The organism is Paraburkholderia sp. BR10141, from assembly GCF_056155635.1.
Window position 1 is genome coordinate 84,426 of the sequence record NZ_JBMIQH010000015.1, and the last position, 12,696, is coordinate 97,121.

Below are 12,696 nucleotides of genomic sequence, written 5' to 3' on the forward strand. Positions count from 1 at the left end.
GCGTGTGCCTCACAGCAGCTTGTCGAGCGTGATCGGCAGATCGCGCACGCGCTTGCCCGTGGCGTTGTAGATCGCGTTCGCCACGGCGGCGGCCACGCCCACCACGCCAATCTCGCCCACCCCCTTCGCGCCGAGTGGGTTCACCACGTCGTCGTGCTCGTCCACGAACAGCACGTCGATCTCGCCGATGTCGCGATTCACCGGCACGTGATATTCCGCGAGGTTGTGATTCATGATGCGCCCGAGCGTATGGTCGAACTGCGCTTCTTCGTGCAACGCCATACCGATGCCCCATACCACGCCCCCGGCGATCTGGTTCGCGGCCGTCTTCGGGTTGACGATGCGGCCCGCCGCAACGGCGCTCACCAAGCGCGCCACGCGCACCATGCCGAGCGCTTCGTCCACGCGCACTTCGGCGAACACGGCTGAATGCGTCGCCATGGAATACTGCTTCTGGAGCGCCTCGGGCTTCAGTGTGACCTGCGCTTCGAGCGTTTTCATGCCCGCGTCGGCGAGAACGTCGGCAATGCGGGCGCGCGTTTCGGGCCGGCCGGCGCTCTCGCTCAACCTCACCTCACCGCGTTCGATCACGAGCGCTTCGTCCAGCATGCCGGGGTCGAGATTGGCGAACGCCACGCCGCCGTGCGCGGGCAACAGTTGTGCGAGGCGCGAGCGCAGCTGCGTGCAGGCGAGCGATGCGGCGCTGCCCACGGAAGCCACGGTCCACGAGCCGCCTTCGATCGGCGCGGGCGGTAGCGATGTGTCGCCGAGCGTGAACTCGACATCGTCGATGGCCATGTGCAGCGCGTCGGCGGCGATCTGCGAAATGGCGGTGTAGGTGCCGGTGCCGATATCGGCCGTGGCGCTGGCGAGTTCGAGCCGCCCTTGCGCGTTGAGGACGGCGCGCACGGTCGCTTCGGTCTGCAATGCCTCCCACATGCCCGTGGCCATGCCATAGCCCACCAGTTCGTGGCCCTCGCGCATGGCGCGCGGTGTCGCAATGCGCGCGCCCCAGCCAAAACGCTCGGCGCCTTGCGCGTAGCAGTCGAGCAGCGCCTTGCTCGAATACGGCAACTGCTTGTTCGCGTCCTCGTCGGCGTAGTTGCGGATGCGCAGTTCGAGCGGGTCCATGTCCAGCGCGACGGCCAGTTCGTCCATGGCGCATTCGAGCGCGTAGAGACCTTGCGCGGCGCCTGGCGCACGCATATCGAGCGGCGTGTACACGTCGAGCCGCCCCAGCTTGTAGCCGAGCTGGACGTGCGGCGCGCGATACAGCCGGCCCGACCAGTTGACGACCACGTCGGTGAAGTCCTCGAACTGCGAGGTTTCTCCCACGGCTTCGTGGATGATCGCTTCGAGGCGGCCATCGCGTTGCGCGGCAAGCGCAACGTGCTGGATCGAGGCGGGCCGGTGTCCGAAGGTGAACATCTGCGCGCGCGTGAGCGCCACCCGCACGGGCAGGCGCAGCACGCGCGCCGCCATCATCGCCAGCGGCAGATGGTATTGCGGCCGCAGGCCGGAGCCAAACGCGCCGCCCACGAACGGCGAAATCACGCGTACGCGGTCCTGAGACAGGCCGAAGACCTTCATCAGGTACTGCTGAGTATTGCTCACGCCTTGAGTCTTTTCGTAGACGATGTAACGCCCGTCGGCGGAAGGCACGACGGTGCAGCCGTGCATCTCCATAGGCTGATGAAACTCCGCGGGTATGCTGTAAAACGCGTCGGTGCGGGCGGGGGCGCGCGCGAGCGCCCGGTACGCGTGGCCGCGCGGTGCCGGCGGCGGCTCGAAGCCGCCCTTCTCGGTGGAGGGGTCGACCGCATGCTCCAGGGCGCGGGCCAGTTCGGTCTGATGCGCCTCGCTGCGATAACGCACGCGCACGAGCGAAGCCGCGTAGTGCGCGAGTTCGGGCGTCTGTGCCACCACAAGCGCGACGGGCTGGCCCGCGAAGGCGACGTGCGTGTCGGCGAGCGGGCGAAACGGCTTGCCGCCCGGTGCGATCTGATCCTTCCAGGCCGCGTCGTCTTCGGCGAGCGTGGGGCGGTTCTCGTGCGTGAGCACGTGCAGCACGCCTGGCAGCGCGAGCGCCGCGGACGCGTCGATGGCGACGATCTTGCCGCGCGCGATGGTGGCGTTGACGACCGCGCCGTGCACGAGCCCTGTGGCCGTGAACTCGGCGGCGTAGCGCGCGGCGCCCGTGACCTTGCTGCGGCCATCCACGCGCGAGAGCGGCGCGCCGATGCGTGCGACCGGGTTCGCGTCGCGGCGAGCTTCATAGGCGGTACTCATGCTGATTCCTCCCCGGAGTCTTCTGCGCCGTCGCCCTCGGCTCGGGGCGCCAGCGCCTGTTCGAATGCGCGCACGATCGCACGTCGCGCGAGATCCACCTTGAACGCATTGCCGGGACGCGGGTCGGCGTGCGCGACCACGGCGTCGGCGTAGCGTTCGATGGCGCGTGTATCGTCGACAGCGCGGCCGATCAGACGCTGTTCCGCTTCGCGATCCCGCCAGGGCTTGTGCGCGACGCCGCCCAGCGCGCAGCCTAGCGCGCGCATCGTGCCGTCCTCCACGCGCACGCCGAGCGCGACCGAAACGAGCGCGAACGCATACGACTGGCGATCGCGCAGCTTCAGATACGTGAAGTGCTGCGCATAGCCCTCGCGCGGCAATTCGACGGCGGTGATGAGTTCCTCGTCGGCGAGCGTCGTTTCGCGGTGCGGTGTGTGACCGGGCAGGCGGTGCAGGCTGTCGAAGGGCAGCGTGCGCGTGCCGCGCCGGCCCGCCACGTGCAGCGTGGCGTCGAGCGCTTCGAGCGCGACGCACATGTCCGATGGATGCGTGGCGATGCAGTGTTCGCTCGCGCCGAAGATCGCGTGCATGCGGTTGACGCCGTCCAGCGCGGCGCAGCCGGTGCCCGGCGCGCGCTTGTTGCAGCACGTGGCGGGATCGTAGAAGTAGAGGCAGCGCGTGCGCTGGAGCAGATTGCCGCCCACGGTCGCCGCGTTGCGGATCTGCGCGGACGCCCCGGCGAGCAGCGCCTGCGCGAGCAGCGGATAGCGCTCGATCACGCGCGCGTCCCATGCCAGCGCGCTATTGGTGGCGAGCGCGCCAATGCGCAAGCCGCCGTCCTGCGTCGCCTCGATGTCGCGCAGCGGCAGCCGTGTGATGTCGATGATCGCGGCGGGGCGCATGACATCCTCACGCATCAGATCGACGAGATTCGTGCCACCGGCGAGGAATTCGGCGCCGGGGGTGGCGTAGTGCAGCCGCACGGCGTCGTCCACGCTCTTCGCGCGAGCGTACGAGAAGCGGTTCATGGTGCGTCTCCTTCGTCCTCTTCGCCGCCGGCGAGGTCCTGCGCGCGGCGCACGCCTTCCACGGCGTTCGCGATGTTCACGTATGCCCCGCAGCGGCAAAGATTGCCGCTCATTTGCTCGCGCACGTCGTCGCGGCAATGCGCGTGGCCTTCGGCGAGCAGCCCCACGGCCGAGCAGATCTGGCCCGGCGTGCAGTAGCCGCACTGAAACGCATCGTGGTCGATGAAGGCCTGCTGGACGGGGTGCAGCGCGCCGTCTTGCGCGAGTCCCTCGATCGTCGTGACGTCCGCGCCGTCGTGCGACACGGCGAGCGCGAGACACGCGTTGATGCGCACGCCGTTCACGAGCACCGTGCACGCGCCGCATTGGCCGTGATCGCAACCTTTCTTCGTGCCGGTGAGATGAAGCTGCTCGCGCAGCAGGTCGAGCAGGCTGGTCCACGGTTCCACGTGCAGCGCGTGGTGCGCGCCGTTGATCGTGAGTTCGATCGGCACGGCTTCGCTGCGAAGATGCGTGTCATCGTGCCTCGCCTTTGCGTCGTGTGCGCGCGGCGCGGGGTTGCGGGTGGCTGTGTGCATAACGGCCTCGTTATCAGGGCGGGTTGGGCTGGAATGGTCGCGATCATGCAATGCGCAATGCGCTTGCCTGGTGGTTCGGGTGCGTGCGGGGCCCGATGGCGCCCTCGAACCTATAGCGGATGCTCACCGTGTTCCGGCAACTCGGGCTCGAAAAACACCCAGCGCGCCGCAGGAAACGCCGCCTGCAAGGCGTTTTCGACACGGTCGATGATGCGCACCAGCTCGACGGCGTCGCAGCGCTCGGCGAGTTCGGCCTGGACTGCTACGAGCAGGCTGTCCGACCAGCGCAGCACGACGAGGCTGACCACGCGGCCGATCTCGGGGCGCGCTTCGAGCCACGCGCGCATGTCCCGGCGCACGCTCGCGCGCGCCGCTTCGCCCACGATCAGCGACTTGATCTCGCGAAGCGCGAACACGGCCGCCGCCATCATCACGCCGCCCACGCCGATGCTGCCGAGCGCGTCGAAGCCCGGCCAGCCGGTGAGGGCGGCCAGCCCCGTGCCGGCAATCGAGACGACGAGGCTTGCGAGCGCCGCGGCGTCCTCGCCGATCGAGAGCATGTTCTCCAGTTCGCCGGTTTCGCGAAACCAGCGCCATAGACCGCCCGCGCGGCGCCGCCGGTCGACGGAACGGATCGATGCGCGCAACGCGGTGCCCTCGGCGAGCGCCGCAACGGCCAGCACGCCCAGGGCGATCTGCACATGATCGACGCCGCTGTGATGCCAGAGCCGCCATGCACCGATGGCCATCGAAAGCAGGCCGCCCACGAAGAAAAACTGCAGCGCGACGAGCATGGCGTAGAAGTGCGTCTCGCGGCCAAAGCCAAGCGGATGCTGTTCGTCGGGCCTGTTGCGAGCCGCGCGCCGGCCCGCGATGAGCAAAAACTGATTCAGGCAGTCGGCGCTGGAGTGCGCGGCCTCGGCAAGCGTGGCGCCCGAATTCGTGTAGGCCGCGGCGGCGAACTTGCACAGCGCCACCACGACGTTGGACGCGAGCGCGTAGTAGACGGCGCGCGGGACCTTCACGCTGGCCTGCCCAGTCGCGCCGCGCTCCATCAGAACCCCGGGATGTCGCGCGCCGCAACGTCTATCGTCTTGGTCCATGCAGCCATCGTGCGCTCCCGTTCCCCCCTTATTGCGGGTGCGCAAATCGCATGCCCCCTGCGCGCGTGCGCCGGCGCGATTGCGAGGGCACATCGCTTGCGCTCCGGATGATGTTGTCGCTCGCCTTCACCTTGTGGCGAGCCATTCGGAACACTCACCAGGAGCCACCCCATGACAAAACACAAAAGCCCTCAAGGCAAGCATCAGCCCACCGACGCGAAATCGCAGAGCCTCGAATCGTTTCGCGCGCATGCGGACGGCGAGGCGCTGCGCACCAACCAGGGCGTGAAGATCGCCGATAACCAGAACACCTTGCGTGCAGGTGCGCGCGGCCCTTCGCTGCTCGAAGACTTCATCATGCGCGAGAAGATCACGCACTTCGACCACGAACGGATTCCCGAGCGCATCGTTCACGCGCGCGGTTCCGCTGCGCATGGGGTTTTTCGTGTATACGAGTCGCAAGCCGAACTCACGCGCGCGGGCTTTTTGCAGGACCCCGCCAAGGAAACGCCTGTCTACGTGCGATTTTCGACAGTGCAGGGGCCGCGCGGCTCGTCGGACACCGTGCGCGACATACGCGGCTTCGCCACCAAGTTCTACACAGACGAGGGCAATTTCGATCTGGTGGGGAACAACGTGCCCGTGTTCTTCATTCAGGACGCGATCAAGTTCCCCGACTTCGTGCATGCGGTGAAGCCCGAGGCCCCCGACGAAATGCCCACGGGCGGCACCGCCCACGATACGTTCTGGGACTTCGTCTCGCTCGTGCCGGAAAGCGCGCACACGGTCATCTGGGCCATGTCCGACCGCGCGATCCCGCGCAGCCTGCGCACCATGGAAGGGTTCGGAGTGCATACGTTTCGCTTCGTCAATGCCAAGGGCCACGCGCGCTTCATCAAGTGGCACTGGCGGCCCGTGCTGGGCTCGTACTCGCTGCTGTGGGACGAAGCGCAGAAGATCGCTGGCAAGGACCCCGACTTTCATCGGCGCGACTTGTGGGAGGCGATCGAGCGCGGCGACTATCCCGAGTTCGAACTGGGCGTGCAGGTCATCGAGGAGAGCGACGAACACAGCTTCGATTTCGATCTGCTCGACCCGACCAAGCTCGTGCCCGAAGAAGAGGTGCCGGTGAAGATCATCGGCAAGATGACGCTCAACCGCAATCCGGACAACTTCTTTGCGGAAACGGAGCAGGTCGCGTTCCATCCGGGCCATATCGTGCCGGGCATCGATTTCACGAACGACCCGTTGCTGCAAGGGCGTTTGTTCTCCTATACCGATACGCAGATCAGCCGTCTTGGCGGCCCGAACTTTCACGAGATTCCGATCAACCGGCCGGTTTGCCCGTACCAGAACAATCAGCGCGATGCGATGCACCGGCAAACCCTCAACGTCGGCCAGGCTTCGTACGAACCGAATTCGGTGAGCGGCGGGTGGCCGAAGGAAACGCAGCCGAAGGACGGCGGCTTCGAAAGCTACCAGGAACGCATGGACGGCGTGAAGATACGCGTGCGCAGCGAGTCGTTCGCGGACCACTTCTCGCAGGCCACGATGTTCTACCACAGCATGTCGGAGCCGGAGAAGGACCATATCAAGGCCGCCTATACCTTCGAACTGGGCAAGGTCACGAAGCCCGAAATACGCGAACGCCAGGTCAACGCCATTCTCGCGAACATCGACGCGGACCTCGCTGCGAGCGTGGCGCAAGCGCTCGGCTTGCCGAAACCAAAAGCCGGCGCCAAACCAGGCAAGCCGCGCACGGCCAGTTCGCCCGCGCTCAGCCTGCTCAACCGCGTGCAGCCCGGCATCAAGGCGCGCAAGATCGCCTTGCTCACCGCGCCCGGCGCGGACCCCGCCATGCTCACGCGGCTGCGCGATGCCTTTGCGCTGGAGGGCGCAACGGCGCTCGTCATCGCGCCCACGCTCGCGCCGATCGGCGATCTCGCGCCCGATGCGACTATCACCGGCATGCCCTCGGTCATGTTCGACGCGGTGTTCGTCCCCGGCGGCGAAAAGGCCACGGAGGCATTGACGCAGTCGGGCGATGCGCGTCATTTCGTGCTCGAAGCGTTCAAGCATCTGAAGGCGATCGGCGCGCTCGATACCGGGCGGCTCGTGCTTTCCGCCGCGCAGTTGCCCGATCACGCGGACGGCGTCGCGAACGGCGATGAAGCCGAACTCGAGCGCGTGCTCAAGGAATTCATCGAAGCGGCAGGGCAGCATCGCGTATGGTCGCGCGTGGCGCAGACGCTGGCGGTGCCGGCGTGAGCGTCAACGGGAGGGCACAAGCAAATGGACAAGCCGGCTACACGATCGAAGAACGCGCGCAGCGACGCGCAATCGCAGTTCTCGCGCTATGCGCAGCCGCTGGTGAGGGAAGCGCTTGCGCGTGTCACCGCGCTCGACACCGAGCCGGAAACGATGCACCAGCTGCGCGTCGCGTTGCGGCGGCTGCGCACGCTGTTGTGGGCGTGGCGGCCGCTGCTCGGGCGCGCGAGCATCGAGCCGCAGCGGGCGTTTCTCAAGCGTGCGGCGTCGGCCGCGGGCGAGGTGCGCGATTGGGATATTGCCGTCGCGCTGCTCGGCACGGACGGCGGCGCACTCGCGAACGGGCACCTTGCGCCGGTACGACAAGCGGCGCGCGAGCACGCCCGGCAGACGCTCTCTGCCGCCGATCTCAAGCACGCGCTGCGCGACATGCTGCATGAGGTGAACCGGGCGTTGAACACGTCGCCGCGCCGCACGCCGCTCAAGCGCCTCGCGCGCGAACGCGTGCGAGCGGCGCGCCGGTCGCTGGCTAAGCGCATGCGGCGAGCGCGCAGCGCAAAACGCCGCGATTACGCCTCGTGGCACGAGGTGCGCAAGGGGGCGAAGCGCCTGCGCTATCTGCTCGAGTTCTTCGGATCGATACTGCCGCGCCGCGAAAACCGGGGTATGAAGTCGCTCAAGAAACTACAGGATCGTTTCGGGAAGCTAAACGATGCGGTCGCGAGCGAAAACCTGCTCGCCCAACATCGCGAGATCTTCCCGGACGGTGCGAAGGCTGATGCCGCGCTCGCGACGCTGCGTCGCGAACGCAAGAAGCGCCGGCGAATGGCGGCAAAGCTGCTCGATTAGCGCGGCGGTGAAGGTGCGGACGAGGCGATCGGCCCCGCTTGCTCCCACCCGCCGCCCAGCGCCTTGTACAACGCCACGAGGTCGGTGCATACCTGCAGTTGCTCCTGCTGCGCGTTCTGCTCGGCGCTGCTCAGTTGGCGCTGCGCATCGAGCACGTCGATGAACGAGACAATGCCCTTGCGATAGCTCTCGCGTGCGAGATCGAACGCGTGGCGCTGGGCTGCCGCGCTCTCGTCGAGCGAGACGAGGCGCGTCTGATCGGTGCGATACACATCGAGCGCGTTGTTCACGTCGCGCAGCGCATCGAGCACGGTTTTGCGGTAATCGAGCGCGGCTTCGACCTGCTGGAGCTTCGACAGCCGCAAGTTCGACACGAGCGCGCCGCCCTGGAAGACGGGCAGCGATACGCTCGGCCCCCATGACCAGAAAAGGTTCGCCCAGTGCGTGAGATCGTGCGGCGAGGTCGCGCGCGTGCCGACCTGCCCGGTGAGCGAGATGTCCGGATAGAACTGCGCCACGGCCACGCCCACGTTGGCCGTGGCCGCGTGCAGCGAAGCTTCGGCGCGGCGGATGTCGGGGCGCCGGCGCGCGAGCGTGGCGGGCAGCCCGACCGGCACTGCGGGCGGCGTGCCGGGCAGTATGCCGGGCGGCGTGAGTTCGGTGTCGAGCGCGCCCGGCGCTTCGCCTACGAGCACCGCGAGCGCGTTGAGCGACTGCGCGATCTGCTGATCGTATTGCGGCAGCAGCGCCTCGGTTTGCGTACGCTCGGCGTGCGCGCGCGCGACGTCGAGTTCGCTTTCGAGGCCGTGCATCGCGGCGCTGCGCGCGAGGTCCTCGGTCTCGCGCTGCTCGGCGACGAGGTTCTGGGCCGTCGCGTGCAGCATCTGGGCGCCGCGCAGCTGCAGGTAGGTCTCGGCCACTTCGGCTTCCAGCGAGACCTGCGCATCGCGTTGCGACTCGAGCGCGACATCGGCCTGCGCATTTGCGGCTTCGACCGAGCGTCGCACGCGCCCGAAGAGGTCGAGTTCCCATGACGCGTCGAAGCCCGCTTGCCACAGGTCCACGGGCGCGGTGAGCCGGTCGAGCGCGCTTTGCGCGCCGCGCTCCACGCCTGGGCCCGCACCCGGCGCGATCTGGTTGATGGGCGAGTTGGGCGCGCCGAGCGCATCGACCTTGTTGTAGACGCCCGCCGATTCGAGCAGGCCCTTCGCGCCCAATTGTTCGCGCTTGTAGCTCGCGCTCGCGCGCACGTTCGGCAGACCTTGTGCGGCGGCCTGCTGGGTTCGTTCGCGTGCTTGCGCGATGCGCACGACCGCGATCTGCAGATCGGGGTTGTCGCTCAATGCGCGCTCGATCAGGGCGTCGAGCGCGGGGTCGCCGAAGCCGCGCCACCACTGCGGATCGGGATTCGATTCGACGGTGGGCGTCGATACGCCGCCCGGTCCGTTCGCCGTGCGTTGCGTCGCATGCCAGTCTGCGGGCGCGTTGGCCTGCGGCGGCTGGAAGTCGGGGCCTACGGTGCAGGCACACAGTGAAGCGGCGAGAATGACGGCGAGCGCTCGCATGTCAATGGCCTCCTGAACCCGCCGCTTTCGAGGGCGAGAACAACAGCGCGAGCGGCGCGAACACCGCGCAGAAGCAGGCGAGTATGCCAAATACGTCGATATAGGCAAGGATGGTGGCCTGCGAAACGAAGGTCTCGTAGAGATGGCCGTTCGCCGTCTGCATGGCGTGCGCGAGCGGCGCTCCGGTGCTTTGCATGACCGTTTGCGCCTCGCGCGCGAGTGTGTCCTGGTAGTTCTGCGAGAACGGCGACATATGTGCCGAAAGATGCGCCATCCATGCCTGCGAGCGCTCGCGAATCAACGCGGTGGAGACCGAAATGCCGATCGAGCCGGCCACGTTGCGGAACATGGTGAACAGTGCGGAGGCGTCGTTATTGAGCTCCTTCGGCACGGTCAGGTAAGCGAGCGTCGTGACAGGCACGAACAGGAATCCGATGGCGAGCGACTGCGCGCTGCGCAGCTTCACGAGCGTGAGGTAGTCGATATCGGGCGTGAGCGTGCGCGCGTAGATGAGCGCCATGGTGAGCATGATGAAGCCGGTCAGGATGAGCATGCGCGTCTGGATATGCGGCATCAACCGGCTGACGATGGGAATCTCCATCGTAATGAGCAGCGCGCCCGGTGACAGCACGAGGCCCGCGAGGGTGGCGGTGTAGCCGAGCTGCTGCTGTGCGAGTTGCGGAATGATCACGGCGCTGCCATAGAGCACGGCGGCGAACGCAGCGATCATGCAGCAGCCCAGCGCGAAATTGCGGTCGCGCAGGCAGCGCAGATCCACGACGGGATGCTTCGCGTAGATGAGGCGCAAGGTTGCGCCCACGATGCCGAGCACCGCGAGCACGGCGAAGGTGACGATGAACGGCGACGAGAACCAGTCGTCGTCCTCGCCGCGATCGAGCGCGACCTGCAGGCAGCCGAGACCCAGGGCGATGAGCCCGATGCCCCAGAAGTCGACCGTGCGCCAGTTCATGCGTTGGTGTGTCTCGCGTTTGACCCATGGCGGGTCTTCCACGAGCTGGAACACGGCGAGGGTCGTGAGAATGCCGACCGGCACGTTGAGCAGGAAGACCCAGCGCCATGAGACGTGGTCGGTGATCCAGCCGCCCAGCGTCGGGCCGAGCACAGGGGCGACGACGATGGCGACGGCGGAGATCGAAAACGCGCGGCCGCGCTGGCTGGGTTCGAAGGTGTCGAGGATGATGGACTGCTGGTTCGGCTGCAGGCCGCCGCCAAAGAAGCCTTGCGCCACGCGGAAGATCACGAGCTGGCCGAGGCTCGTGGCGACGCCGCACAGGAACGAGCACACCGTGAACGCGACGATGCAGAGCATGAAATAGCGCTTGCGGCCGAGCACGCGGGCGAAGAACGCCGAGATGGGCAGCACGATGCCATTGGCGACGAGGTAGGACGTCAGCACCCAGGTGGCCTCGTCGTAGCTCGCCGACATCGTGCCGGCGATATGGGGCAGCGCGACGTTCACGATGGTCGTGTCGAGCACTTCCATGAACGCGGCGAGCGTGACCGCGATCGCGATGAGCAAGGGGTTGCCGGCGGGGCGCCAGTTGCTCTGCGAATCGCTCATGGCCGCGCCCTCAGTCCGCCAGATACACCGTAGGCTCGACCGAAAGCCCCAGCGGCAGCGGCCGGTTCCCCGGCAAGCCGCTGTCGATCACGATCTTCACCGGCACGCGCTGCACGATCTTGACGAAATTGCCCGTCGCGTTCTCGGCGGGGAACGCCGAAAAGCGCGAGCCGCTGCCGAGCTGGATGCTATCCACGTGGCCGCGTAATTCGAGCTTCGGGTAGGCGTCCACGCTGATCTTGACCTTGTCGCCCGGGCGCATGCGCGTGAGTTGGGACTCCTTGAAATTGGCGGTGATCCACATTTGCGGCGTGACGATGGAAAAAAGCGACGTGCCCGCCTGCAAGAACGTGCCGTACTGCACATTGCGGCGCGTGACCCAGCCATCGGAGGGCGCGCGCATGTCGCACCAGGCGAGGTTCAGTTCCGCCGTGTCGAGCTGCGCCTCGGCCTGCGCCACCTCTTCGCGGCGCGCCTCCACGGCGGCCACGGCCTGGCGGATCTGCTGCGGCACGAGGCTCGCCGTCTTCAGTTGGGCACGGGCGCTCATGACGCCGGCATGCGACACGCGCTGCTGGTCGTTGGCCGTGTCGATGTTCTGTTGCGTGGTTGCGCGGGGATCGACGCCGTGCTGGCGTTCGTAGTCGGCCTGCGCGCGCGCGTAGTTCGCGCTGGCTGTTTCGATCTGCGCCCGCGCCTGGTCGTACTGCGCGGGGTACTGCACGCGCGCGATGTCGAGCTGCGCTTGCGCGGAAAGCAACTGGGCCTTCGCGAGGCCGAGTTGCGCGCGCGCCTGGTCGACCTGGGCCGCGTAGTCGCGCCGGTCGATCTCGACCATCAGGTCGCCCTTGTGCACGTAGACGTTGTCGTCGACGTTGAGTTGCGTCACATAGCCCGATACCTTCGGGGCGATGGTGATGGCGTTGCCGTCGGTATAGGCGTCGTCGGTGCTGACCTCGTCGCGCGTGACGAACCACCAGACAAGCGCGCCAATGGCGATCACGAGCAGCACGATGCCGATCACGATGAGCGGCTTCTTGCCGGGTCGCTTGCGGCCCTGATTGTCATTCTTCTCACTGCGGTTCGCACCGTTTTTCGATTTTTCGGCATCCGTGCGGCGCGCTTTGCCCCGGTGTGCGCGCGACCAGGCGCCCACGCCGCCCGAGCCTTCTTGCTCAGCCATGCGCGGCTCCTGGCTCACCGTTGAAATCGGCTGAATGGGGGAAGGCTTTCATGCGGCTCCCGGTGGATTCGATTTGCGCGAAAAGGGCAACTCCCTGCAGGCAGCAATCGCTATGCCTATGCAGAGGGTGTCGAACGAAAAAAGACGCGCGTCGAGGCGCAAAAGCCGCCAGTCTCACCCGGCGCCAGGTTCGGCGTTTGCGCGGGTGACGCCAACACGGCAAACGACTCGGACTATCCGTAAGGAGAACG

The 12,696-nt window shown here is 67.1% G+C and carries 9 protein-coding genes; 2 read left to right on the forward strand and 7 right to left on the reverse strand.

Features of this window, described 5'->3' with window-relative positions; translation table 11 throughout:
• Positions 1-9: 9 nt before the first annotated feature.
• The 4 genes from ACOJB8_RS21270 to ACOJB8_RS21285 all read right to left on the reverse strand — a co-directional run bounded on the left by ACOJB8_RS21270 (position 10) and on the right by ACOJB8_RS21285 (position 4,998).
• The gene (locus ACOJB8_RS21270; RefSeq protein WP_475014058.1) at positions 10-2,289 is read right to left on the reverse strand and encodes a xanthine dehydrogenase family protein molybdopterin-binding subunit; all 2,280 of its coding nucleotides are present in this window, start codon (positions 2,287-2,289) and stop codon (positions 10-12) included.
• The gene (locus ACOJB8_RS21275; protein WP_069262305.1) at positions 2,286-3,317 is read right to left on the reverse strand and encodes an FAD binding domain-containing protein; all 1,032 of its coding nucleotides are present in this window, start codon (positions 3,315-3,317) and stop codon (positions 2,286-2,288) included. The genes ACOJB8_RS21270 and ACOJB8_RS21275 overlap by 4 nt, the downstream gene beginning before the upstream one ends.
• Entirely contained in the window at positions 3,314-3,895 is a 582-nt protein-coding gene (locus ACOJB8_RS21280) for a (2Fe-2S)-binding protein (RefSeq protein WP_069262304.1), read from the reverse strand. Before ACOJB8_RS21280 ends, ACOJB8_RS21275 begins: the two co-directional genes overlap by 4 nt.
• A gap of 110 nt (positions 3,896-4,005) precedes the next feature.
• Positions 4,006-4,998, reverse strand: a complete 993-nt coding sequence (locus ACOJB8_RS21285; RefSeq protein ID WP_342948289.1) for a cation diffusion facilitator family transporter — start codon at positions 4,996-4,998, stop codon at positions 4,006-4,008.
• 171 nt (positions 4,999-5,169) lie between these two features.
• On the opposite strand from ACOJB8_RS21285, the gene katE reads away from it, so the two are divergent.
• Together katE and ACOJB8_RS21295 are read left to right on the forward strand one after the other, a co-directional pair.
• On the forward strand, positions 5,170-7,266 hold the full coding sequence (gene katE, locus ACOJB8_RS21290) for a catalase HPII (RefSeq protein ID WP_475014060.1): 2,097 nt from the start codon (positions 5,170-5,172) through the stop codon (positions 7,264-7,266).
• A gap of 24 nt (positions 7,267-7,290) precedes the next feature.
• The gene (locus ACOJB8_RS21295) at positions 7,291-8,115 is read left to right on the forward strand and encodes a CHAD domain-containing protein (RefSeq protein ID WP_475014062.1); all 825 of its coding nucleotides are present in this window, start codon (positions 7,291-7,293) and stop codon (positions 8,113-8,115) included.
• Here the strand turns inward: ACOJB8_RS21295 and ACOJB8_RS21300 are convergent.
• The 3 genes from ACOJB8_RS21300 to ACOJB8_RS21310 are packed head-to-tail and all read right to left on the reverse strand — an operon-like array spanning position 8,112 to position 12,445.
• The gene (locus tag ACOJB8_RS21300; protein WP_475014064.1) at positions 8,112-9,680 is read right to left on the reverse strand and encodes an efflux transporter outer membrane subunit; all 1,569 of its coding nucleotides are present in this window, start codon (positions 9,678-9,680) and stop codon (positions 8,112-8,114) included. The two genes, ACOJB8_RS21295 and ACOJB8_RS21300, sit on opposite strands and share 4 nt — an antisense overlap.
• A gap of 1 nt (position 9,681) precedes the next feature.
• Positions 9,682-11,262 carry a DHA2 family efflux MFS transporter permease subunit gene (locus ACOJB8_RS21305; RefSeq protein WP_475014066.1) on the reverse strand — a complete coding sequence of 527 codons (1,581 nt, stop codon included), beginning with the start codon at positions 11,260-11,262 and terminating at the stop codon, positions 9,682-9,684.
• Positions 11,263-11,272: 10 nt separating this feature from the next.
• On the reverse strand, positions 11,273-12,445 hold the full coding sequence (locus ACOJB8_RS21310; protein WP_475014069.1) for an HlyD family secretion protein: 1,173 nt from the start codon (positions 12,443-12,445) through the stop codon (positions 11,273-11,275).
• Positions 12,446-12,696 lie beyond the last annotated feature (251 nt).